Raw genomic sequence first — 24,045 nt, 5'->3', positions numbered from 1 at the left:
ACGGGGCACGGGCAGATGTCGTGGGATGGCTGACGTATGTGGATAAGGGAGGTGCTGGCGGATTAGTAGGTCACAAGGGTGTCTCGGGTACGCTGGTTCCGCAGACAATGCGCACCATTGGGCTGCCCGCATTCGAACCAGGAGATTTTGTGACCGCTGACCTCGTCATCGTAGGGTCTGGCTTTTTCGGCCTGACAATCGCAGAACAGGCCGCTACCGAACTCGGCTTGAAGGTGGTTGTCCTCGACCGCCGGCACCACATTGGTGGCAACGCGTATAGCGAAAAGGAAGAGCAGACGGGCATCGAAGTGCACCGCTACGGAGCACACCTGTTTCACACTTCCAACGAGCGTGTCTGGGAGTATGTGAACCGCTTTACCAGCTTCACCAACTACGTCCACAAGGTCTACGGCGTGCACAAGGGCGAGGTCTACTCGCTTCCCATCAACTTGGCGACTATCAACCAGTTTTTCCGTGCAAATCTGACGCCGGGCCAGGCACAAGCGTTGATCCAGGAGCAGGCGGGCGAACTCGCCGGTACCGATCCGCAGAACCTGAACGACAAGGGCATCCAGCTGATCGGCCGGCCGCTGTACGAGGCGTTCATCAAGCACTACACCGGCAAGCAGTGGCAGACCGATCCCAAGGACTTGCCCGCAGGCATCATCTCCCGCCTCCCGGTGCGGTACAACTACGACAACCGCTACTTCAACGACAAGTACGAGGGCCTGCCGACGAACGGCTACACGGCCTGGATCGAAAAAATGGCGGAACACCCGAACATCGAAGTTCGCCTGAACACCGACTTCTTCGACGAGTCGCACGAGTACAGCAAGAACAAAGTTGTCGGCAGTATCCCGGTGATTTATACCGGCCCCGTTGACCGTTACTTCGACTTTGCCGAAGGCGACCTTTCTTGGCGGACCATCGACTTCGAAGAAGAAGTTCTCGACGTCGGCGACTTTCAGGGGACGTCCGTGGTCAATTACAACGACGCCGACGTGGCCTACACGCGCATCATCGAACCGCGCCACTTCCACCCAGAACGTGAATACCAGACAGAAAAGACCGTCATTATGCGCGAATTTTCCCGCGCGGCTGAAAAGGGCGACGAACCGTATTACCCCATCAATACCTCTGCAGACCGGGAACGGCTGCTCAAGTACCGTGATCTTGCGGCGGCGGAGAAGGACGTTCTGTTTGGTGGGCGCCTCGGTACCTACAAGTACCTCGACATGCATATGGCTATCGGCTCGGCATTGACGATGTTCGACAACCAAATCCGCCCGCATTTCGAGGGTGGCGCCAAGATCGAAAGCGGAGGCGTGGACGTATGAGTGGTGAGCTACTTGCCGCCCCCGACAACGGCGGCGGGCTCCTTGACGTCATTCGCCGTCGCGGTTTGCTTCGCCTTATCGTCCGAAAAGAACTCAAGGTCAGGTACCGAAGTTCCTTTCTTGGCCTGCTCTGGTCCTACGTGCGGCCGGCTGTGCAGTTCGTGGTCTTCTATTTCGCACTGGGAGTCTTCCTGGGGCTCAACAAGCAGCCGAACTTCGTCATTTACATGTTCTCCGGGATTATCCTGGTGAATTTCTTCTCCGAAGCGTTCGGGCAGGCGACACGTTCCGTTGTTGCCAATGGCGCCTTGGTGAAGAAGATCTACCTTCCCCGCGAATTGTTTCCGGTTGCATCGGTCTGGGTCGCCATAGTGCATTTCCTGCCTCAGTTCCTGATTTTGCTGGCCGCGTGCTTCTTCTTCGGCTGGACGCCCAGCGTGAATCAGCTGATTGGCGCGGTAGGGGCATTTGTTATGGTCACCATTCTGTCGCTTGGCCTCGGACTGCTGTTTGCAGCCGCAAATGTGATGTTCCGCGACTCAGAGAACATCGTTGACCTCATGCTGATGATGGCTACATGGCTCTCCCCGGTTCTCTACGCCTGGTACTTGGTCCGGGACACGCTTGGGGAAACGTTCTACTTCTTTTACCAGCTGAATCCGATGACCATTGCGGTGGAACTCTTTCACGCCGCTTTCTGGTCACCGACGGCAGCCGTCAGGATGGCGCCGGAGGGTGCCCGCTTGCCGGACAACCTTCTTTCCATCTGGCTGCCGGTGGGCCTGGTTATTTCCTTGTTGATCCTGGCCTTGGGGCAGTCCGTATTCCGACGCCTTGAGGGCAGATTTGCGCAGGAGCTGTAATGCCGGAAGCTATTGTCGTTGAGAATGTTTCAAAACGGTTCAACCTCCGCCACACGCGGTCCCTGAAGGAAACGGTTGTATGGCTGTTTAAGGGCCGCCGGGGTGATCTGTCGTCAACCTTTATGGCGCTCGACGGAGTCGACGTCAAGGTGGACTCCGGGGAATCCGTTGCTTTGCTGGGGTTCAACGGCTCGGGCAAATCAACGCTGCTGAAGCTCATTTCCGGCGTGATGAGTTCTGACACGGGCAGTATCCGTACCCGCGGAAAAGTTGCGGGCCTCATCGAGGTCGGAGCGGGTTTCCACCCGGATCTGACAGGCAGGGAAAACGTCTACCTCAATGGTGTGATCCTGGGGATGACAGAGCAGGAAACGGCCGACAGGTTCGATGAGATCGTTGAGTTCTCCGAAATCGGAAAGTTCATCGACACCGAAGTGAAGTTCTACTCTTCCGGAATGTTTCTGCGCCTGGCCTTCTCTGTCGCGGTTCACACCAAGCCTGACGTCTTCCTGATCGATGAGATCCTCTCGGTTGGTGATGAGCCTTTCCAGAAGAAGTGCCTGGCACGGATCCAGGAGCTCCGGGAGACGGGAACCACGTTGGTAGTCGTCAGCCACGATCTGGACATGGTTAGCAAGGTCTGTGACCGTGGCGTGGTGCTCCAAAAGGGCATCAAGATTGCCGATGGCCCCATCGAAGATGCGGTCCGCCTCTTGCGAGAAGGCTAATGGAGAAGCACATGAACGTGATTTGCGACGGGGGATCCTGATGAACAATGCCCATAAGCTCTTTGAAACAATCGACGACGGCGGCTCCGGCCTCGCCGGTGGCGAAGGCCGGCTCTCGGACAGGGAGCTCGGACTCCTCGTTGGCGGGTTGAACTATCACTCGCTGATACAGCCTGGCCGTGAGTTCAAGGTCATTGTCCTCCGCGCACCGGACGGCGAGTTTCCTCGCCTGACCGGATACGCGTGCCACCAGCACGAGTGGGAGCCTAACCGTACCGTCGTTTGCGCAGTGGGCGTCAAAAGCACACTCCCAGCACCGGTGTCAGCCGATTCGCAGATCATTCCCTTGGTCCTGGACTTGGGTGGAGAAAGCTCAGAGGGCGGAACAAACTTTTACGACCGCCCTGGCCGGAAAGCCAAAGTATTGCGGGTTGCCCGATTTGGTGCACCGATCGCATTCGACGCGCTGCGCCAAGGACTTACTGACTACTACGAAAAGCGCGTTACCCCTTTCCGCCGTCCGCACCGTATGGCTCCTCTGGAATCGACGACGCCGTCTCTCGGCCCGTCTCAGCAAGGGGTGCCGGCGATCATCTTTGGGCTGCACTGGCTTGAGATGGGTGGTGCAGAGCGATGGGCCATCGAAACCATCGCGTTGGCCCGCGAAGCCGGCTTTCTGCCCATCGTTCTAACTGACCGCGAGTCAGCCCACCCGTGGATCGTTCGGCCTGAACTGGATGGGGCGCTTGTCCTGCCGGTAAATCTGCCTATTTCCGCCGAAGAAGAGTCCGCTCTGTTGCTGGCACTGCTGACGCACTTCTCCGTTCAAGGCATTCATGTCCACCACAATGGCTGGTTGTATCACCGCCTTCCATGGTTCAAGGCCATGGATCCTCGGATCAGGACGGTCGACTCGTTACATATCATCGAGTGGCGGACCGGCGGATTTGTTGAAGTAGCGGTCAAGCTGTCGAATGCAATAGACATGCACCACGTCATCTCGCCGCAGCTGAGGGATTATATGGTCCTGCAGCGCGATGTTCCGAAGGCAAAGGTTTCACTCGCTCCGCTCTACGGGCTGAACGAAATCTCTGCCGCCGCGAAAGTTGAGAAGGAACCGGGACGCCCCTTCACGGTGTCCTTCGTCGGGCGTCTCAGCCAGCAGAAGCGCCCGTATCTGTTTCTGCGCTACGCAGCGCAGCTGAAGCGCTCCACGGACCAGGACATCCGGTTCATCCTCCACGGCTCCGGCACTTTGGAAAAGGAGACCGCGCAACTTGTCGCGAAATATGGGCTGACGGATCACCTTGAACTGCGCCAGCCACCGCATTCCGTAGACGAAACGCTTGCTGAATCGGACCTTCTCGTTATTTCCTCAGATAATGAGGGACTCACCCTGACGACGTTCGAGGCGACAGCCCACGACGTCGCCGTCCTCTCTACCGATGTCGGTTCCCAAGCTTCTTTGGTTTCCGCCCGGGCGCTGGTGCCGAGGCAACCGCTGGCGTTTATCAAGGAAGCCGTGGAGCGCACGAAGGCGATCATGGCGTCAGACGAGCTACGCGAGCAGATCGTAGAAGAACAAAGGCAGAAGATTGCTGCGCTGAAGGAACTTCCCGACGCACGGACCTGGACCACAGAACTTTACGAAGGATGGAAAGCATGACCGAGCAGGTCGCAGCCGTAGTAGTCACATATAACCGGGTTGACAAGCTCGGAAGGGTGCTCGACTCTATTCTGGCCCAGACGCGGCCCGTGGACCGCCTTATCGTGATCGACAACGCGAGCACGGATTCAACCCCACAGCTGTTGTCCGTGTACGACGACGATCCCCGGGTGGAGATCGTTCGTTTGGATTCCAACACCGGCGGAGCAGGCGGTTTTTCGGCGGGCATGGAACGCGCTTACGAGCGCGGCGCCGACTGGGTGTGGATCATGGACGACGATTGCTACACGGATGAAACGGCTCTTGAAAGGCTTCTGAGTGGCCATGCTGAAGCCGAGCAGGAACTGGGGCGCAACGTGCCGTACAGCTGCTCCCTGGTCCGCTACACCGACGGCTCAATCTGCGAAATGAACAACGCTGGCGCCACGTGGGACTGGGGACGGCTAATCGCTAAAGGCCAGCAGGCTGTCCTGATCACCAACTGCTCGTTCGTGTCGGTACTGATTCCTCGCCGGTCCATCGCAAAATTCGGACTGCCGTTGGTGGATTACTTCATCTGGTTCGACGATATGGAATACACGCTTCGCATTAGTGCTGATGGACCTGGTGTTCAGATTCTGGACAGCCTTGTCACTCACGACATGCCAACGAACCGCGGCGTTAACTTCGGCGACCTGAATCCAGGGAACGCCTGGAAGTTTTTCTATGGTGCGCGCAACGAATCGTCGTACCGGTGGCACCACGATGACAAGCTGGCTTGGATGAGGTTCGTGATCACAACCTTTGCATGGATGATTAGGGGCGGGGTAGGGCGCCGCCTGCAGCTCAGGGTTGCAAAACGCATCCTTGCAGGCATCAAGTTCGATCCAAAACCGAAGATGGCCCGTACTGTTCGATAAGAATTTTTTCACCGTAGACAGAAGGGGGAGGCCATGGCCTCCCCCTTCTCATGCCAGCCTCTCAGCGGACCGGATACAATGCCAGGGCTTCCGTTCTCTTCCTGCTCGCCAACCGGGCCGCGGTAGCTTCGAATTCCGGGGAGCCGGTGGGTTCAGGAAGTTCGTTGTGGCTGCTTGCGGACGCGTAGGTCCAGCCGGAACCCAGATCCAGTAGCGAGCGATGCTTGATGTCGTAGTAGTCGTCGAGGATGCCGATGGCCACGCCCTTCGCCCCCGCGGCCGCAGCAACCATGTGCGGATGAAACCTGGTGGTGTACCACTGTTGTCCCCGGCGGACAGGCAAGCCATCGTTCCAGACCTGCGTAAACGGGACGAAGTTCTCTTCCGGGATGATCCCGCCAAGGGCGTCAAACATCCTCCGATCGGAGCCCGGGATTGCCTCCGCGTAACCGACAGAGAGGCCTGCGGCCATAGAGTTTTCGACAACTACCCGCAGTTTGTCCCTGAGCCGTGAGAAGGTATCTGCGTCGGTCATATCGCTCTGGATGCAAAGCATCACGTCTTTGGCACGGGACTGAACGAGGGGGGACTCAGCGCTCCGTCGTAGCTCATGGAGAATGCCCAGGAAGACATCGTCCAGTCCCGTTTCTAAGCCAAGGAATTCTGCACTGGCGTCGTCGCGGACGGTGACGTCCGAGAAGTCCCCAAAAGTCTTTGCTAATTGTTCCGCGTTCTCAGGTAGCGGCATGAGGCCGAGCCCAGAACCTGCGAGCCTGCATCCGTTCAGCCTTTGCGCCGCGGCCATTCCCGCGACCAGCCCCACGTGGTCCGGCCAAACCCCGTTCACGTAGCCCCCGCCCAGAAGATGGATCGAATCCGCCTGCCCCAACGCCATGAGCCCGACGTCATACATTGGCGTACCGCCGCGGGTTACTGCATTGTCCACATGCTCCCATACGGCCTGGGCAGACTGGTCGGGGGCTTCTGCGCAAGAACGCCAGAGGGTGTTGGTGGCGTGGAACCCGGGATGGATTCCAGCGAACAGGGCGCTTGCGGTACCCGGCTGAGGGCAGTCCAGCCAAACAGTGGCATCGGGTCGGACGCGGGCCAGAAATCGCAGCCAAGAGGCCACGATCAGTTCATCGCCGTAGTTAGGATTCCCTCCGGAAGCAACGAGGTAGAGGTTTTCAGTCATCGGCCAAGGTTAACACCTTCTAGTTTCACTACCTGATTCCGGACCCGGCGTCGGGGGTTGAAGACGCCACAGCAGAATCATTGGCGCCAACTGAGGGCCGAGCGTTTGGAGCTGGAAATGCCTAGTACCTAGGTTCCCGGTATCATTGGCCGTCGGGCCTTTGGGATATATGGCCCGTACATGATGGTACTTCCAGCCATTAAACAGGATTTGGCTTGGAGCGCGGTGACTGGTGGCATAGTCTGTCGCGGGCCCGAACCAGTGAGTGCAGAACCCCGAGGAGCAAGAGTAAGCGTGTCAATCAGTCGAGCAGTTCTTCACGAGGATGGTTCGGTGAAAATCCGTCCGACCGAGGTCCGAACATCGGCGCCGCATAAGAATCGGAATGGCTTTAGAGCGGACATACAGGCGCTTCGCGCCCTGGCGGTCGTGCTGGTTGTGCTCGGGCACCTTTGGCCTGGCCGCCTAACAGGCGGCTATGTTGGTGTGGATGTCTTCTTTGTCATATCGGGGTTTCTTATCACGACTCATCTGTCCAAGGAGATTTTCTCAACCGGACAGCTCAACTTTGCAGCTTTCTACTCGAAACGCATTCGTCGGCTCCTTCCTGCTGCTCTCTTAGTTCTGATTATCTCCTTGGTCGCAGCGGTGTTCGTTCTTCCCTTTTCAAGATGGGGCGACACCGCACTGCAGACCGTTGCCAGTGCCTTCTACGTAGAGAACTGGCTGCTTGCCGCTAACGCCGTCGACTATTCTGCCTCAACAAATTCGGCCACCGTAGCCCAGCACTTTTGGTCATTATCCGTGGAGGAACAGTTCTATCTCGCTTGGCCCCTCGTTCTGGTTGCGTTTGCAGCGTTGGCCGGGCGGATTGGAATCAACCGGCGTACTGCAATGGTTTACGGTATTGCGGCGATGACCGTCGGATCACTGGTTCTGTCTTCTTACCTCGCAAATGCCGGTCGGCACGAAGCTTACTTCTACACACCCGTGCGGCTTTGGGAATTCGGCATCGGTGCCGGGTTGGCGTTGATTGCTCCACGTATACGACTAAACGGTTTGACCGCTAACGTTGCTTCTATCGTTGGGTTAATCGCTATAGCAGGCAGCGGAATTGCCTTCAACCCTCAGACTCCGTTTCCGGGCACTGCTGCCCTCGTGCCCGTCGTTGGTACGGCGATGGTTATCGCTGGCGGAATGAGACGAGAACCTCAGTGGCTCAGCAGGGCCACGTCGTTGCCGGCGGTGCAATTTGTTGGCAATATCTCGTATTCGCTATATCTGTGGCACTGGCCGCTAATAGTGTTAGGTCCTTTTGCGCTTGGTGCTGAACTGCAGACTCCTAGCAAGGTTTTGTTGCTTATCGTTTCTGTGTTGTTAGCTTGGGGGACGAAGCTATGGGTCGAAGACAAAGGCATACAGTTTAAGCCGAAGTCCAGACCCGCCCTTAAGACGATCGCTTGGATGCTAGTGAGTATGGCTGTCATCGCCGCAGCAGGGGCAGGCGTTGGGCAGGCCCAGCAAGCCCGTGCTGCCGAAGCTGAACGAATCACTTTTGAACAAAGGTCATCGCCTTGTTACGGTCCTCGAGCGATGGATCGGCCTGAGGACTGTGACGATAAATTCGGTAAGCCTCTTGTTTCAACCATGAGCGATGCCAATAACTACTATTCGACACCACCTGAATGTGGAGATCATCAAGACATTCTCCTCGTCGGTGACAAGAAGACAACAAAATTTTGCGACTTTTCTAAGGGCGCTGAAAATCCGACGACTGTATGGCTGGTGGGCGACTCCCATGCCCAACAATGGCAGGCTCCAATGCTGGATCTTGCAAAGAGCAACAAGTGGATTCTGAAGATCAGCTACCTTGGCGGCTGCCCGCCAGCAGCTGTTTCTTACATGGGTTACGGATCAGCTGGGGACGAGACCAGCATTAACGAGTGCAGGTCCTGGAGCCGTGCCATGGTCGCCACTGTCGCCGCAGACCAGCCTGAATACGTCTTCACCTCGTCTTTCGCTCGCAACGAGTTGGTCGACGATGGCTCGGGAAGGTCCCCGACCGAGCAATACGCTGAGGGCTTCCGAGCCGTTTGGGACACTTGGACAGTTGGTGGCAGCAGGGTGGTGGTTCTGGCGGACCCGCCCCTAAACGTTGATGTTAGGTCTGCCGACTGCGTACAGCTCCATGTGGATAATCCAGCGGAGTGTGCAGTGGCCCGCCGGATCGCTGCTCCGGAAGACCCAATGGTATCTGCGGCCAGGACATATGAGAGTGAGTCGTTGACTTTAGTTGATTTGACGGACTACTTCTGTGACTCAAATAGCTGTTACGGTGCCATCGGTGGCGTGGTGGTTTACTACGATGCCAATCATCTAAACAAGGAATTCAGCCGGCTGCTCCGCCCTATGATCGAGGCCCAGCTGTAGAAGAGTCTACGAAAGTCCCGTCGCACGTTGTCCGCGTGCTTCACTAAGAGCCAACGCCTGTCGGGTGCCGCCAATGGGCTTTGCCCGCTGGCTTTTTGGAGATCCTGCCCGCATCTTGTCGCATGGCTGCCAAGCGTGCTCTTGGCCGGGCTCGCTCGCCTGGTCCGAGTAGTCAAAGCCGAATCCAGCCAAAGGGCTCATCAACTCTTAGCGTGGTGTCTTCAAACGAAGGGGCTCTTAGCCCTGCGAGCATAGGCGTTGTTGCCTCGTTGGAGGTCACGCAGACGTGAGATGCCGCGTCGATTCTGATTAATTTGGAGGGCCATGTTGTGCTCTCTGCCGAGCGTTCCGGCGACATCCGCAATATGCTGGTCGAGCCCGTCGAACGGGTAGGCGCCTGCCCGGCCTGCGGCGCCCTGTCTTGCAGGGTCTAGGCCGCCCAGTCCATCACCTCCGGGACGTCCAGTGCGGCCGGGGCGCCGGAGGAGGTCCATGCCCGGAAGCGGCGGGTGGCGCGCCTGGAATCGGAGTGTCTGCGGCGGTCACAGACCACCGATGAAATTCCGTGGCGGCCCCGGCTGACCAGCAGGCTGATGGCTGGCTGTTAACGCCAACCGAAAATAGGGCCATTAGTGCCAATTGAAAACGGGGCCACGGGGTTGTTGTTCTATTGTGCCGTACTGGCGTCGGGTTGGTGCTTCTTGAGCCGGTAGCTGTTGCCTTTGAGGCTGATGACGTCGGCGTGGTGGACGATACGGTCGATCATGGCTGAGGCAATGGTCAGGTCTCCGAAGACGTCGCCCCAGCGGGCGAATGGGAGGTTGTACGTCAGGATCATGGAGGCGTGTTCGTAGCGGCTGGAGACGAGCTGGAAGAACAGGTTCGCGGCGTCCTGATCGAACGGGATATAGCCGACTTCATCGACTATGAGTAATCCATAGCGGCGGAGTTTGACCAGTTCCTGGGTGAGTTTCCCGCGGGAGTGGGCCTCCTGGAGCCGGGCGACCCAACCGGTGGCCGAGTCGAAGAGAACCCGGTGCCCGGCCTTGGCGGCCTTGATACCGATGCCGACCGCGAGGTGGGTTTTGCCGGTGCCTGAAGGTCCGAGCAGGACCACGTTTTTGGCCTCGGAGAGGAACACCCCGGTGCCCAGATGCGCGATGAGGTTTCGGTCCGCGGAGGGCTGGTGATCAAAGTTGAAATCCTCCAGGTCCTTGTGGGCCGGGAACCCCGCTGCCTTGATCCGTGTCGCCGCTCCGGAGGCTTCGCGTTCGGCGACTTCCCGGGAGAGGACCGCGGCCAGGTACTCTTCATGGGACCAGCCGGCGTCCCTGGCCTGGTACCCGAGGCGCCGGAACCCGTCGCTGATCCGCGGTGCGCGCAGGGCCCGGGCGTAGTACTCGATTTGTGATGCTGTCCCGGTCATGACGCCACCTCCAGAACCAGGTCCGGCTGATTGCTCAGGTCGATGCCGAAGATCTCGTCGTAGGCGGCCAAATCCCTCACTTCCACTGCTTCCTCGGGTTCGGGGCGGTGCACTCGCTGGGTCCGGAAGTCCCGGCGCATCACTGCCGCACGGGCCACATGGGCGGGATCGGTCACCACCAGGTGCCGGGCCCATGCTCGGACGTGGGTGGCGATGATGACCCCGTCATGGGTGACCCAGATGGTGTCCAGGTCAGCGACGACATCAACGATCCGGCCGATGAACGAGGGGTCCACCGAATAGTCGTTGGAAAACACCCGCACGTAGTAATCCCGGGGCAGGCGCACCGCGTTGAGGAACAACGCCTCCGGGGACACCCGCGGCAGTTCCCGCATCCTCTCTCGGTCCAGGACGATCAGCTCGTCCGGGCGTCCGTGACGGGACCGGGAGTACCGGTGATTGGCCTTGGGCAGCCAGTCCTCCAACTGGTCGTTGAAATCCGCGGGTGAGCGGAAATCCCGGCCCGGCATGAAGCGCTGTCGGAAGAACCTGTTCATCCGCTCGACCATGCCCTTGGACTCCGGATCCCGCGGCGGAAGTAGCTTGATCTCCAATCCCAGGGAGCCGGCGAACGCGGCCACCGGCTCTGTCGGTTTGCGCCTGCCGATGCCGGACTCGTTGTCCCACAACAGCCGCGACGGGACGGCCTGCGCGTCCCGCAGCAGAGTCCACATCCCGCCCAGAAGGTCCGGCGTCGTCCGCGACGGCAACATCCGCGCCTGGATGAAACCGGAGTACGCTGACATCATCACCAGCATCGGCGGCGTGTCCGACTGGCCCTCGCCGACGGGCAGCGGCTCGTGCGGGAACCACAGATCACATTGGACCTGGAAGCCCGGTTCATGGACCAAACGATCAGCCGGGTCCGGCACGGCGTACTCAGGCCGGATCGCGGCCACCTTGGCCTGGAACAACGACGGGGAACCGGACCAGCCCACCCGCTCCGCCAGCGTCGCAGCCGGCCTCGTCGGCGTCTTCACCAACAGCTCCCGCACCCTGGGGGCAAACGCGTCGAAAGTCGAGACTCCGGATGCCCGCTGATACTTCGGCGCCCGGTCCGACTCCAGCGCCCGATCCACCGTTCCGCGGGAAACCCCCACGATCCTGCCGATCTCCCGCTTCGAGTGCTTACCCGTCGAAAACAGGTGGCCTATCTCCGCCCAATCATCCAAATTGATCACCTTCCATAATGGTCGATGGCCCTATTTTCAGTTGGCGTTCCTGGCCCTATCTTCGGCTGGCGTTAACACTGGCATTGTCACCGGGCTGTCCACCAAGCTGCAGCCGTCTCCCGGGTCGCTACAGCTGCCGGCGTGTCATGGACTACAGTCATGCGAGTCACCGCTGACAGGGCCGTCCTGGACGGGGGCGTGGACCGAAGACTCGTCCGCCGGCTGGGCGTGGATGAACACCGCTTCCGGCAGGTCAGATATCTGACGGATGACGCCGGCAAGATCACGCGAGTGGAGCCCTGGTCGATCGTGTTCACCGACCTGGATACCGGGGACATCTTGGATGTTGTGGATGGCCGCTGCGGCCGTGCGGTGCGGGACTGGATCGAGGCCCGGCCGCGCTGGTGGCGGAACAGGGTGGAACTGGTGGCGATGGATATGTCCGCCGAGTTCCGCCGGGCCGTCCGCAAGGCCCTGCCCAAGGCAGCGACCACCGTCGATCACTGGCATGTGGTGGCGCGGGCGAACCAGAAGGTCACCGAGGTCCGGCGGCGCCGTGCCCACGATCTGCATGGCCGGCGCGGCAGGGCCACGGATCCGGTCTGGAAGTACCGGAAGCTGCAGACGTGCAACCAGGAAAACGTGTCCGGCGCCCAGCGCGGACGGATGCAGGAAATCATCGCCTCCGACATCGAACTCGGCGTCGTCTCGGGGATCAAAGAACACGTCCGCCAACTGCTGAGGACCATCACGTCGATGCGTTCCACCGCGCCTGGGACGAACTCGAACTCGCGGTGAAAGCAACCAGGATGGTGGAGGTAAAATCCCTGTTTCTGACACTGAAGATGTGGCGCAGGGAACTGCTCACGTTCTGCCGGACACGGGTCACAAACGCCCGCAGCGAGGCGGCGAACCTCAGTGCGAAGAATCTGAAGCGCGCGGCACGCGGATACCGGAACCATGACCATTACAGGCTCCGGCTAGTGTTGTATACAGCAGCCCAACAAGCCGGCTGAACACCTGCCGCCACGCTAAAAGTGGAAGAGCCAGCAAAAGACCGTCTTGCTTGGGGCTTGGTGCCATCCCGGCTCTAGGCCCGCCGACGGCGGTCAATGGCCATGATCACTCATAGAGCATCCTCGGTGTCGAGTTGCACGGGGTTCATTCCTACTGGAGCTAAATGGGCCTTATTAGTGGGCTGTCCCCTGAGCTTCGCGCCTCTGAACCTGCTGCTGCTCAGAAGCGGTCAGTCCGTAAATTCTGTCCGATGCCGTCCAAACGAACCATGCGTCGCGGTCTCGGCGCTGTCCTTCTCAGTGCTGACGATCCTACTGGGGATGCTGCGGCACGTTGGATTCTGCGCGTCGAACCGCGTCCTCAGCGTGATGTGGAAAGCCGTCCTTGCTAGCCGCAAGAAACGACGCGTAGCAATCGTGCATCGCCTTGGACGTCGACGAGTTCAACGGACGCCGAATCTTTCACGTCTACGAGGCCGGGATAGTCATTTGCGGCCGCAGAATTGGCCAAGTACTTCTTTCCGAAGTCCAAAATGTATTTGACGCGGCGCTCTTTTACAATTTCACAAACATCGGAGTCTGGATGAGCCAGGCCAATCTCTTTCTCGATCTTCTTTCGATCGGGATCATCGGCAGTAAACATGTGGTAATTTGTGACGTTCTTTCCGGACAGTGCATATGCTAGTGCCCCTCCGTTCCAGGGATTGACCGCGATGACGTCACCCGCCGGTACTGTCCGTGATAGGCGATTGATTACTGCGAGCTCGTCGGAATCGACGATCGGTGCTGTTGAATCCATGATGTAGGCGGCGCTGGCTTCCTTGGTAATTAGCCCCATGGTTCCATATTGTGAAGCAGCGGCCAATGCCAAGACAAAGAGCCCCGCGCACGCGCCTAGAACGGCCGTCGGGTACTTGGCGCGTATTGATTCCGCTAGGCGGTTTGCTCCGGGCTTCAGACGAGGCCTTATTGCATCCCAGAGGAACAGGCTGCCAATAACCGCTAGGACTACTGAGAATATGGGAAGAAGCGCCGCCAGTCGGTAGCTGTCCTGATACCAGCCGCCCGTGAGAAGGCTCCGCCAGAAGCCTTTAGGCGTTGATGCCGTGGTGACGTAAAGGACCACTGGCACAAGCCAGCAGAAAAAGATCCATGGCTTAGCGTAGTTGCGCAGTACTCGGTGGATTCCGATTAGCGCGAGGATCGATACGACCCAGGCAGGGGGCCGGCCTATTGCACCGTTAACGACAGCCTCGCCAACGGCGCCTGCCTGAGTCGTGAAGGGGGCCCACCCGTCGTACTCAGCTAGGGGTCGCAGGAGTTTCCAGAATACGACGAAGGCCAGGAGGCCAACCCCGGTTCCAGCCGCAAGCTTGTAGAACGCTAAGCCGTGGGCGCCAGCACTCCGGACTCTTAGCCATTGCGTCCACGCAGCCGCCAGTCCCATTGGAAGAGCAAACGCTACCAGTGCGAGCAGTCCATTGGTCTGAGATAAAGCTAGACCAGGAATGGCCACGACGAGAATCATCCACAGGGTTGATCTGTTGGTGCCATGGGTGGCCCCCAAATTGCAGAGTTGAACCAGGACCGCAGTGGCGGCAGGCAGGATGGCATACGCAAGGATATTGGGGTAGAGGGGGCCAAAATCCATGATGGAAATTGGAAACGCCGCATAACCCGCGCTAAACGCCCCGGCCAAAGCGAGCGCGATTGGTCGCCAGCCAACAATCGTCCGCACGAGGAACATCAACGCAGTGGGCCAGATGATTGCGGCGATGACAATGTTAAGAACGTTTTCAGAGATGACGACGCTTGACCCGGAGACCTGTGCAATCAGGGCCGCGATACTGTGCCATGCCGATGGGTACAGGGCGCTACCACCCTCGGCACCCACCATGTTTCCGAGGGTAAGCGAAGACGCATTGCCCGTCTGGTTGATGTACTGGATAGCGTTGAGGTGGAAGACATTGTCGAATCGTTGCGCAAAGTTTTCCGGGCTACCTATGACCTGGAGCATTCGGCGACCGACGAAAAATGCGCCGAACGCCGTGCCAAGTGCTGCCCCAGCCACGACGTGGAACGAGACCTTCTCTACCGGAGCAGCAGAGGTTTTCCAGAGAAACCTGGACAGGGTCCAGGCCACGACGGACGCTCCGAGGGTGGTCAAGGTAACCGGCAGAAGGTTCCAGGGGATTCCCGTGAATCCTGCGGCGATGCCAGCTACTCCAAAGATGGCAACCGTCAGCAGGGGCGCAAGCCCAACCAGCCCCAGCCCTCTAACACCAATGCAATATGCAAGGATCAAGCCCGGCGCAAAGACGAGAGCAAGAGCCGCCGCCATTTCGGGCAGGACGTTCCACCAGGTCATAGAGAGTAAGTCCCCGTTCGTTTACGTTTGGCTAATTGGTCACCAGCGGCCGGCCTAAAGTCGTGTCGTGCCGCAATGCAGACAGAACGGCAGCAATAGCCGCGCGTGGCCACTCTGTTTTCTGCACGGCGTATGCCTTCGTCCAGGAGTAGTCCACGACGAAACCCCGGCACCGCGGACGGCAGGAAGCGACCACGCGGAGGGAGTACACAGGCTCTGCCACCATAGCAAAGTCTCACGTCGACAGACCCGACGCGGTGGCCGTCAGCCAAGCCTGTCAATGGTCACTTAGGGCTGTGGGCTGCCTGCGTGCAGCTCTCTGTGATCTTCAGGTACTCGACGGCACGCTGATTCCAATCGAAAGACTCCACAAGTTCGCGGGCGGGCTGCACTACGGGCGCGTTCAGCGCCTTCCTGACGTGCGCGTTCCATGCATGGGAATCGTCGACCGGAGCAAGGCGGATATCCGCTCCCGAATCCAGCAGATAGCGCGCCGCGCCGATCGGAGTGCTGACGATTGCGGCCCCGGCAGCGACAGCCTCGAGCAAAGTCGTCTGGAAGCCCTCAGAAAGGGTTGTGGGATTTAGGAATACGCTGCCGCGGAGCAGGTCAGCAATCCGATCCGTCTCTTGCCGACCGTGGATGACAAGCCTGTCGCCAAGAATTGAGGTTGCGGCCCTCGCTTCCAGTGTGGCCATGTCCGAGCCATCCCCGACGAGATGCAGTTGAATGTCTGGGTAGTCGGAGGCGAGAGTCTCGGCCGTTGACAGAGCGACGTCCCATCCTTTGCCTGGCACGATCCGTCCGACATAAACCAGCTTCCTGCGCTGCTCCGGTCTGTCGGAGACAGCAGTTTCCTGGCTTGGCTTTTTATAGAAGGAGCCTGTGTCGATGGCATTATGGAATACCTGACCTGTCACGCCTGCGAGTTCCTTAACAAACTCTTTTGACCCTTCGGAAATACAAAGAACTTCCGTGGCCCCGCGGAGGACGATCCTGCCCATTGTCTTGTCGATCATATTGCTGGCCATCGCCACGAGCGGCGAAACCCCTCTTACGGCAGCTGAACCGTGTTCGGTGTGGAGGGAGGGAATGCCAAGACGTCTTGCAAGGCGAACACCAATCATAGACATCGGAAAGAACCGCGTATGTGTGGAGATGGCCGTGACATGTCTCTCAGTCAACTCGCGCCGTATTTTACTCGTAGTGCCGGGCCAAGGCCAAGCAAGAACGCCCCCAACGGCTGGTGAGCACTTGAGACGAACAACTTTGGGGTTGGCAAACGGTTCTGACGGTGTGTTGTTGTCGAGGGCGAAGACGGTGACCCGAATTCCCAACGCGGCGAGATGCTTCGCCAATGCGGCAACGTGGAACTCGACGCCTCCGACATTGGGAAGGTAATTGTTTACGACGAAGGCAATATGGCGTGTGGACTCGGGGACAGGAGGAGTAGTGGCAGTCAACGTGTCTTGCAGCTTTCTCTTGGGGCTGCTCGCCGCCGTCGCATGGACTTGGCGACGGCCCGATGTGCCGGGCATAAGTGTGCCAATCATAGCGCTTGGTGTCGACGTCGGAAGTTGATGTCCGTGCATATGGAATACTGGACTCTTGTGAGTCGCACTTGGTTCGTTATCCCTATGTACAACGAAGCTTCCGTCGTAGGCGGTGTAGTGGCGGAGCTCCGGAAGGAGTTCCCCAACGTTGTCTGCATTGACGACGGCAGCTCCGACGGATCGCAGGATGCTGCGAGGGCCGCTGGTGCTGTGGTTGTTCAGCACCCGATAAATCTAGGACAGGGCGCGGCACTTCAAACCGGGTTCGAATTCGTTCTTCAGGACCCAGAGTTGGACTGCATAGTAACGTTTGACGCCGATGGTCAGCATCGTATCGAGGATGCGAAAGCCATGGTCGAACGGATTCGCAGCGGCGAGGCGGAAATCGTACTGGGCTCCCGTTTCTTGGATAAGCGGACTAAGTTGTCCCCTGCCAAGCGTCTAGTGCTCCGGACCGCGGCCATTCAGTCCCGCTTGTCGACGGGCATGGATCTAACCGATGCACATAATGGGCTTCGAGCAATCAGCCCGTCCGTGGCTGGCCGAATTCACCTCACTCAGAACCGCATGGCCCATGCGTCGGAACTTGTGCACCAATTGGCGAAGATGCGCCCCCGGTATGTGGAACACCCCGTTGAGATCATTTATACAGATTATTCCAAGGCCAAGGGCCAATCCCTGCTTAACGCCGTCAACATCGTCTTCGAACTGTTCTTCAAGTAGTAGTGAGGTCTCCGACATGCTGATCGTCGTCCAGATTGCCCTTGTCCTTGCGGTTATCATTGTCTCTTTGGCGTTGATGCGGGGCGGATCCAACGCCCGGCATCTCGCCATTAGGCGAATGCTGCTGATCGTGTTTGCGATAGTTGCGGTTCTCTCGATTTTCTTCCCCACCATGCTCTCTAGCGTCGCAAACTTCTTCGGCGTCGGTCGGGGCACCGATCTGGTTCTGTACGGAACCATTGTTACAGTGTTGGTTTTCATGTCAACGACATACCAAAGATTCCGTCACATGGAGATCTCCCTGACCAAGCTCGCCCGGCGTCTAGCGATTGACGAGGTTCCTCGTCCGGATTCCCAAGGTGTCAGTGGAGGCTTGCACTTGAATCGGGACGACTAAAGTTCGGGCTTGGTGCTCGTTCCCGCTGACGAATGAGCATTTAACAAGGCCGGTAGTCGCAGCGACGGAAGTTGCGCGCGAAGTACTCCCACTATGACTGTTTTGTAGCCCCGATATCAGGTGAAGACAGTGCGCGCGCGAATTGACGTGGGATGGCCTCGGTTAGAAGGCGCAAACGCCGCGGAAGTACGCGGCAGCATACTCAGACCGGGATACGCCGGCGAGTTGTGAGGGCCAGTGCTGCCAGGGACAGCACTGCGCGACTGGCGAGGGACGCAAAGCAGACCCAGAGCGCGCCCGGAACCCCCGTCCCTGGGATAGTCAGAAGTGCAACCCCAGCCGAAATAGCTGCTGCCAGTATGCTAGTGGAAAGAGCAACGAAGTAATTGTTCGCGACGTTCAAGGCCATGGCCGAGAAAAAAACCAATGGCAGGATCAGCAGGGACCCGTAAAGAGGAATTACCTCCGGCCAATGGATGCTGAATCTTTCGCCGAAAACAATGGGGAGCATGATGTACGCTGCCGCGCAAACTACTGCCGAAACTGGGATAAATCCGGCAGTCCAAACTCCTGCAGTCCTCATAACCTTACGGAAGAAGGACGCGGGTTCTAAAAAGAGATTCTTGGCTGCAGGGATCCATGATTGGCTGACTGCGTTCATGAAGATTTCTACAACCACAACGACGTACAGAATGACCGCGAAATATCCAACTTCGATTTGGGAGAAGTAGGCGGCAAGAAAATACTGGGGGATTGAGGACAGCAGCGAAAGTAGCCCCCAGGAAATGCCGGTCGGCAAACCCGCCGTGATGACCGGAAGGTATTCTGATTTCCATTCAGGTGTTTCACGCTTCACCTCCTTGGATCGGAGAAGCCTATCCGTAGGGACCTTCATGAGGAAGAGTGTCGTGGCACTTGAGACGAGAGTAAGCGTTGCGATTACCAGCAATAGGTTGCCGGTAATTATCAGAACTAATAGGCCAAGGCCAATCGTCATGGCAGCATTGATGCCAAATGCGATGAGGATGGTGGCTAACGAGCCGTGGCGCTGGAGCGGGGCTGAGTACAGTTCGCCAAAGGAGTCAGCCACCCTTAGGAGGCTGACGAGAAGGAGGATTGCCGTCATGCCTGGTGAGAAGAGGGTGCCGATCGCCAAGGTCAGTAATGTTGCAAGGGTTAGTGTCGCCATCCGCACCTTGAGGTAGGTGCTAAACGATTGGCTTCCCCGGTGTGTGAGGTAGACGGTCCGGAGACCAAATTCACAAAAGACAAAGACCGGTGCGGTAATCGCCAGTGCAAGCGTGTATTCGCCCAGAAGGTCCGCAGAACCAAAGCGGGCGAATACAATAAGCAATCCTGCTTGTCCGAGACTGCGAAAAGCTAGGGCTAGAGTGAGCCAGATAGTATTTTTCAGCATGGTTTCAGGCTTTACGCAAGCGCCGCTTAGCCGGCACGAGAACGTAATAGCGTAAATATTGAACTCCGGCCCAGATTAAGTCCTTCGTCATTCCCGCTAACGCGGATGTGCCCAGGCTCCTACGCAGGTTGCGACGCTCGTTCAATACTTTGACGATGTGCTCACCAAAGGGCTTTGCTCCAAGGCTTAGTTGCGTCTCATGAACACGGTACTGCGCGAGGACGTCGGGCAGGATCGCAATCTTTCCCCTTTGCGCGAGGCGCAGCCACAAGTGATAATCCTCCATTTGGCGCATGGGTTCGTAGCCGCCGACCGCACGATAATCACCCTGACGGAACATTACGGCGGATTGGACTACGACATTTTGAAGCAGAAGGGCTGGGCGTACGTCAGGGCCCGAGGCGAAGGGTAATTCACCGATTACGGCACCTTGGCCGTTTATCAGCTCCGTGCGGGCCGAAACGGCCACGGTATCTGGGTGACTTGCCAGATAGTTGGCCTGTTTCGCCAGACGGCCTGGCTTTGCAACATCGTCTGCATCAAGTCTTGCGACGAATTCACCCTCAGCATGTTCCATCGCCTTCCTAAGGGTCCGCCCAACCCCAAGCCGGTGCTCGTTGCTCAAAATCGTGACTCGGGGGTCGTCCATCCACGGGTGATGATCATGATCCCCAACTCCGTCAAGAATAACTATGAGTTGAAGGTTAATACCCTCTTGACCAAGCAGTGAGTGCAGAGCCTCGTCGAACCATGTGTCCAACCGGATAGTGGGTACCACAGCCGACACAAGGGGCGCGGGCAAGTCAGTCATGTAGGTGGGTCCTTGCTGTGGTCGAGTCATGCGTGCGTCAACCATTCGGGAACGCGATGGCGCTCAGGCAATCCCGTGCAGACGACGGAAGGGGTGAATCCGGAATGCACCTAAGGCTACTCGACGACGCTCACCTGTACGAAACGGTTGTGCCCGCAGTCGTCAGGCTAACTGCGCCGTGCTGGAAGTTCTGGGCGCATTCGGAACTGGTCGACTGGCAGCGGGGGTTTTCCGCAGGGTATCCGAGTCTGCCGTTTTCGTAGCCGAGGGTGCCCCAGGTGGCTCGGATGCCGCCCCAGGTGGCGTAGGCGCCGACGCCGGGGGCGTAGTGGATGGTGCCGCCTTGGAAGCCCTGGTAGCAGCCGCCTCCGGTGAGGCCGCAGATTTCGTTGGTGACCGGGTACCCGAGTTTGCCCTTTTCGTAGCCGAGGGTGCCCCAGGTGGCTCGGATGCCGCCCCAGGTGGCGTAGGCGCCGACGCCGGGGGCGTAGTGGATGGTGCCGCCTTGGAAGCCCTGGTAGCAGCCGCCTCCGGTGAGGCCGCAGATTTCGTTGGTGACCGGGTACCCGAGTTTGCCCTTTTCGTAGCCGAGGGTGCCCCAGGTGGCTCGGATGCCGCCCCAGGTGGCGTAGGCGCCGACGCCGGGGGCGTAGTGGATGGTGCCGCCTTGGAAGCCCTGGTAGCAGCCGCCTCCGGTGAGGCCGCAGATTTCGTTGGTGACCGGGTACCCGAGTTTGCCCTTTTCGTAGCCGAGGGTGCCCCAGGTGGCTCGGGTGCCGCCCCAGGTGGCGTAGGCGCCGACGCCGGGGGCGTAGTGGATGGTGCCGCCTTGGAAGCCCTGGTAGCAGCCGCCTCCGGTGAGGCCGCAGATTTCGTTGGTGACCGGGTACCCGAGTTTGCCCTTTTCGTAGCCGAGGGTGCCCCAGGTGGCTCGGATGCCGCCCCAGGTGGCGTAGGCGCCGACGCCGGGGGCGTAGTGGATGGTGCCGCCTTGGAAGCCCTGGTAGCAGCCGCCTCCGGTGAGGCGGCAGATTTCGTTGGTGACCGGGTACCCGAGTTTGCCCTTTTCGTAGCCGAGGGTGCCCCAGGTGGCTCGGATGGGGCCGGTCGTGGAAAATGCGCCTGTGCCGGGGGCGTAGTGGATGGTGCCGCCTTGGAAGCCCTGGTAGCAGCCGCCTCCGGTGAGGCCGCAGATTTCGTTGGTGACCGGGTACCCGAGTTTGCCCTTTTCGTAGCCGGCGGTTCCCCATGCCGCGCGGATACTACCCCATGAGGCAAATGCCCCAGACGTGGGTGAGTAGTGGATTGTCCCGCCTTCAAAAGCCTGGTAGCAGCCGCCTCCGGTGAGGCCGCAGATTTCGTTGGTTATCGGGTAACCGAGTCTGCCGTCGCCGCCGCCAGCTTCTGCCCATGCAGACCCAATCGCGCTTTGCTGATTCACAGCGTGTCCGGAGGCGAAACTCTTCAGCCCAGCGTAGCTCCCATTCCAAACATTCGAATCACCGGCCAGCGGGCCGGTGCTGCTGTATTGCCAGATACTGTAGTCGCCCCAACTGGACGGCACTGGTCCGGCATTGTTGGTCGGCGAGCTTGGGTAGGCAGCGACCCACAGGGGGTAGTCCCCGAATCCTGTAGGATCCCCGAGACATTGCCGCCACCATGAGGTATTGGTATAAATGGCGGGCAACCGCCCGGTCATGGAAAGCATCGCATTCCCGAAATCCCGGACCCAGGATGTCAGTTGCGCCGGCGACATCCCATAGCAGGTATTGCCGAAATAGAAGCCGTTGATAGTCCGGCCCTCGTAGGGGTTGAACTCAAAGTCCAACACGGGGGGCAACGTGTATCCGTCGCCCGTCCAGCCCCCACCGTTTTGAACGAAGTAGCGTGCCTGATCGGCGCCGGAGGACCAGTTCGGGATAGCGAAATGATACGCCCCTCTGATCATGCCAACATTACGTGCGCCTTGATACTGCGAGCTGTAGGTGGGGCTGGTGTAGTAATTGCCTTCACTCGCTTTCACATAGGCGAACCTGGCCCCCATGTTCCACTGCTGCTGCCAGTTCACGCTGGTCTGGTGGCTGCTCACATCCATTCCCTGGATGCCGAATGTCGGCATCCAGGTTCCTTCGGTGGACATGGCCTCCGTGGTGCCCATATTCAGGCTGGCCGACGGGGCCGCAGCCGTTACCCGGGCGGAGCGCTGTCCCATCTGTGCGCCGCCTTCGCCCACGGCCTCGGCCATGGCTTCTTTAGCCGCGTCGGAGTCCGTGTTTGGTGCCGGGGTTGTTACCGTACTTTGTGCAACGGACGGCGACGGAGCTGCGGTGGTAGGCGTTGTCGGAACGGGCGCGGTTGTGGTTGCTTCCTGACCGGGCACCGCCATAGCTACTTCCGAAGCGGAGCCAGATGATGCTGTGGCCGTAGAATCCGGTGTTGGAAGAGGGCCAGATTCAACTGCGAAGGCTGCGCCCGTCAGACCGGGGCCGGCCACGAGAGCGGCAGCCAGGACTGCCGTCCCCACGAGCTGAAAGAGGGGACGGTGCTGGGGCGAGGATTTCCGCTTCATTTTTACTCCGGGGACAGTGAGACGCTGCCGTCAGTGCATCGCTGGGGGGGTTGCAGTCCAGGAGACACTGAACTGGTATATCGAGACCTTAATGCGCCTTACCCTAACACTGCAGTGTCTGCTGCAACCAGAGTTTCGGGTGTGGCGAATGTGAACTGCTTGTACATGTCCCCTGATTCGTTGTGGCCCGAGGCTGCCTCGTCGCAACTGCCGCTGCTTTTCGCGGAGTTACATGGATGCTCATAAGCTGTCAGGCATGAAGGTATTGGTTACCGGCGGCGCCGGCTACATAGGTTCGCACACGACACTCTGTCTCCTCGAAGAGGGACACGACGTAGTCGTGCTCGATAATTTAATGAATTCGAACCCTGAGTCATTACGGAGAGTCGAGCAGCTGACAGGAAGGACTGTCGACTTCCGAAAACTGGACCTTCTTAATGCTGAGGCCGTCGACAAACTTTTTGCCGAGTGTGGCTTCGAGGCAGTGATCCACTTCGCCGGGCTGAAGGCAGTCGGGGAGTCGGTCGAAAAGCCGCTCTGGTACTACCAGAACAATGTTGTGGGAACGCTCAACTTGTTGCACTGCATGGAAGCTCATGGCGTCCGTCAGTTGGTATTCAGCTCCTCGGCCACCGTGTACGGCGCCTCCGAAGAGGTTCCGCTCATCGAAAAAGCGCCCTTGGATGCCACGAACCCCTATGGCCGCACGAAGGAACAGATCGAGGACATCCTTTCCGACTTGGGGGCCGCTGATTCGAGCTGGAGCATCGCCTTGCTCCGTTACTTCAATCCCGTGGGTGCGCACGAATCCGGCTTGATTGGCGAAGACCCCATTGGCATCCCCAACAACCTCCTACCGTTTGTTGCACAGGTCGCTGTGGGTCGCCGAGAGAAAGTTCTGGTCTTCGGAAACGACTACCCCACGGCCGATGGTACTGGTGTCCGCGATTACATCCATGTCATGGACTTGGCGGCCGGTCACTTGGCCGCACTTGGCTACTTGGCCAACAAAAAAGGCGTCTTCCGATGGAACCTTGGCACGGGTAAAGGGTCGTCGGTTTTGGAAGTCATAGAAGCCTTTGAAGCCGTCGTTGGGAGGCCTATACCCTTCGAAATTGCCGCTCGCCGACCTGGTGATGCTGCGGTTAGCTATGCCGATCCGTCAGCGGCGTTGGCAGATTTGAGTTGGGCGGCTAGACGAGATTTGCGGCAAATGTGCGAAGACCACTGGCGTTGGCAGGATTCAAACCCACTGGGTTACGGGACCAGCTAAGTCCAGCGCGGGTTCGAGACCTAACAAAACGGGCCCTGTGTCCGCAATTGTTATCCACAACCCCCAACATTTGACTTGGCTGCATGCCGTACGCTCCCTAGGCTGTATCCCAGTTGAACTGCCTCCACCGGGGGCGGCAGTT

At 58.9% G+C, this 24,045-nt stretch carries 17 protein-coding genes and 1 pseudogene; 10 read left to right on the top strand and 8 right to left on the bottom strand.

Annotation, left to right across the window (positions count from 1 at the left end; translation table 11 throughout):
- Window positions 1-149 precede the first annotated feature (149 nt).
- The 5 genes from glf to IDT60_RS12560 are packed head-to-tail and all read left to right on the top strand — an operon-like array spanning window position 150 to window position 5,493.
- Entirely contained in the window at window positions 150-1,337 is a 1,188-nt protein-coding gene (glf, locus tag IDT60_RS12580) for a UDP-galactopyranose mutase (protein WP_164198859.1), read from the top strand.
- Window positions 1,334-2,200: an ABC transporter permease gene (locus IDT60_RS12575; RefSeq protein WP_164198861.1), complete on the top strand. Its 867-nt coding sequence runs from the start codon at window positions 1,334-1,336 to the stop codon at window positions 2,198-2,200. Before glf ends, IDT60_RS12575 begins: the two co-directional genes overlap by 4 nt.
- On the top strand, window positions 2,200-2,928 hold the full coding sequence (locus IDT60_RS12570) for an ABC transporter ATP-binding protein (protein WP_164198864.1): 729 nt from the start codon (window positions 2,200-2,202) through the stop codon (window positions 2,926-2,928). Before IDT60_RS12575 ends, IDT60_RS12570 begins: the two co-directional genes overlap by 1 nt.
- A gap of 40 nt (window positions 2,929-2,968) precedes the next feature.
- Window positions 2,969-4,594, top strand: coding sequence for a glycosyltransferase (locus tag IDT60_RS12565; protein WP_164198866.1), 1,626 nt, complete (start codon window positions 2,969-2,971; stop codon window positions 4,592-4,594).
- Window positions 4,591-5,493 carry a glycosyltransferase family 2 protein gene (locus IDT60_RS12560; protein ID WP_208786564.1) on the top strand — a complete coding sequence of 301 codons (903 nt, stop codon included), beginning with the start codon at window positions 4,591-4,593 and terminating at the stop codon, window positions 5,491-5,493. Before IDT60_RS12565 ends, IDT60_RS12560 begins: the two co-directional genes overlap by 4 nt.
- A gap of 61 nt (window positions 5,494-5,554) precedes the next feature.
- On the opposite strand, the gene IDT60_RS12555 is transcribed toward IDT60_RS12560, so the two are convergent.
- Window positions 5,555-6,688 (bottom strand): polysaccharide pyruvyl transferase family protein, encoded by a 1,134-nt coding sequence (locus tag IDT60_RS12555; RefSeq protein ID WP_164198870.1) that lies wholly within the window; start codon window positions 6,686-6,688, stop codon window positions 5,555-5,557.
- Between the two features lie 333 nt (window positions 6,689-7,021).
- Between IDT60_RS12555 and IDT60_RS12550 the strand changes: the two genes are divergently transcribed.
- Entirely contained in the window at window positions 7,022-9,118 is a 2,097-nt protein-coding gene (locus tag IDT60_RS12550; RefSeq protein WP_164198872.1) for an acyltransferase family protein, read from the top strand.
- Window positions 9,119-9,785: 667 nt separating this feature from the next.
- On the opposite strand, the gene istB is transcribed toward IDT60_RS12550, so the two are convergent.
- Both istB and istA read right to left on the bottom strand, forming a co-directional pair.
- The gene (istB, locus tag IDT60_RS12545; RefSeq protein ID WP_191079308.1) at window positions 9,786-10,544 is read right to left on the bottom strand and encodes an IS21-like element helper ATPase IstB; all 759 of its coding nucleotides are present in this window, start codon (window positions 10,542-10,544) and stop codon (window positions 9,786-9,788) included.
- Window positions 10,541-11,785 carry an IS21 family transposase gene (gene istA / locus IDT60_RS12540; RefSeq protein ID WP_223883710.1) on the bottom strand — a complete coding sequence of 415 codons (1,245 nt, stop codon included), beginning with the start codon at window positions 11,783-11,785 and terminating at the stop codon, window positions 10,541-10,543. The genes istB and istA overlap by 4 nt, the downstream gene beginning before the upstream one ends.
- A 102-nt stretch (window positions 11,786-11,887) precedes the next feature.
- Here istA and IDT60_RS23255 point away from each other — a divergent pair.
- Window positions 11,888-12,792: pseudogene (locus IDT60_RS23255) on the top strand (ISL3 family transposase); the annotation flags it as partial.
- Window positions 12,793-13,180: 388 nt separating this feature from the next.
- On the opposite strand, the gene IDT60_RS12530 reads toward IDT60_RS23255, so the two are convergent.
- Both IDT60_RS12530 and IDT60_RS12525 read right to left on the bottom strand, forming a co-directional pair.
- Complete coding sequence (locus IDT60_RS12530; RefSeq protein WP_191079306.1) at window positions 13,181-15,160, bottom strand: DUF6541 family protein; 1,980 nt, start codon at window positions 15,158-15,160, stop codon at window positions 13,181-13,183.
- A 284-nt stretch (window positions 15,161-15,444) separates the two neighbouring features.
- Window positions 15,445-16,713, bottom strand: a complete 1,269-nt coding sequence (locus IDT60_RS12525; RefSeq protein WP_191079305.1) for a glycosyltransferase family 4 protein — start codon at window positions 16,711-16,713, stop codon at window positions 15,445-15,447.
- Window positions 16,714-16,797: 84 nt separating this feature from the next.
- Here IDT60_RS12525 and IDT60_RS12520 point away from each other — a divergent pair, with 84 nt between their 5' ends.
- Together IDT60_RS12520 and IDT60_RS12515 are read left to right on the top strand one after the other, a co-directional pair.
- Window positions 16,798-17,436 carry a glycosyltransferase family 2 protein gene (locus IDT60_RS12520; RefSeq protein WP_164198877.1) on the top strand — a complete coding sequence of 213 codons (639 nt, stop codon included), beginning with the start codon at window positions 16,798-16,800 and terminating at the stop codon, window positions 17,434-17,436.
- Between the two features lie 16 nt (window positions 17,437-17,452).
- Window positions 17,453-17,833 carry a DUF2304 domain-containing protein gene (locus IDT60_RS12515; RefSeq protein ID WP_164198879.1) on the top strand — a complete coding sequence of 127 codons (381 nt, stop codon included), beginning with the start codon at window positions 17,453-17,455 and terminating at the stop codon, window positions 17,831-17,833.
- Window positions 17,834-18,035: 202 nt separating this feature from the next.
- Here IDT60_RS12515 and IDT60_RS12510 read toward each other — a convergent pair whose 3' ends face one another.
- From IDT60_RS12510 to IDT60_RS12500, 3 genes are all read right to left on the bottom strand, one after another.
- Complete coding sequence (locus IDT60_RS12510; protein ID WP_191079304.1) at window positions 18,036-19,250, bottom strand: lipopolysaccharide biosynthesis protein; 1,215 nt, start codon at window positions 19,248-19,250, stop codon at window positions 18,036-18,038.
- Between the two features lie 4 nt (window positions 19,251-19,254).
- Complete coding sequence (locus IDT60_RS12505; RefSeq protein ID WP_191079303.1) at window positions 19,255-20,061, bottom strand: glycosyltransferase; 807 nt, start codon at window positions 20,059-20,061, stop codon at window positions 19,255-19,257.
- Window positions 20,062-20,191: 130 nt separating this feature from the next.
- On the bottom strand, window positions 20,192-22,306 hold the full coding sequence (locus IDT60_RS12500) for a GH25 family lysozyme (RefSeq protein WP_191079302.1): 2,115 nt from the start codon (window positions 22,304-22,306) through the stop codon (window positions 20,192-20,194).
- Between the two features lie 580 nt (window positions 22,307-22,886).
- On the opposite strand from IDT60_RS12500, the gene galE reads away from it, so the two are divergent.
- Window positions 22,887-23,903, top strand: coding sequence for a UDP-glucose 4-epimerase GalE (gene galE, locus IDT60_RS12495; RefSeq protein ID WP_191079301.1), 1,017 nt, complete (start codon window positions 22,887-22,889; stop codon window positions 23,901-23,903).
- Window positions 23,904-24,045 lie beyond the last annotated feature (142 nt).

It is taken from the genome of Pseudarthrobacter sp. BIM B-2242 (assembly GCF_014764445.1).
GTDB classification, from domain to species: domain Bacteria; phylum Actinomycetota; class Actinomycetes; order Actinomycetales; family Micrococcaceae; genus Arthrobacter; species Arthrobacter luteus_A.
Note: the sequence above shows the minus strand (reverse complement) of the source record. Positions and strands in the feature narration are given on the sequence as shown.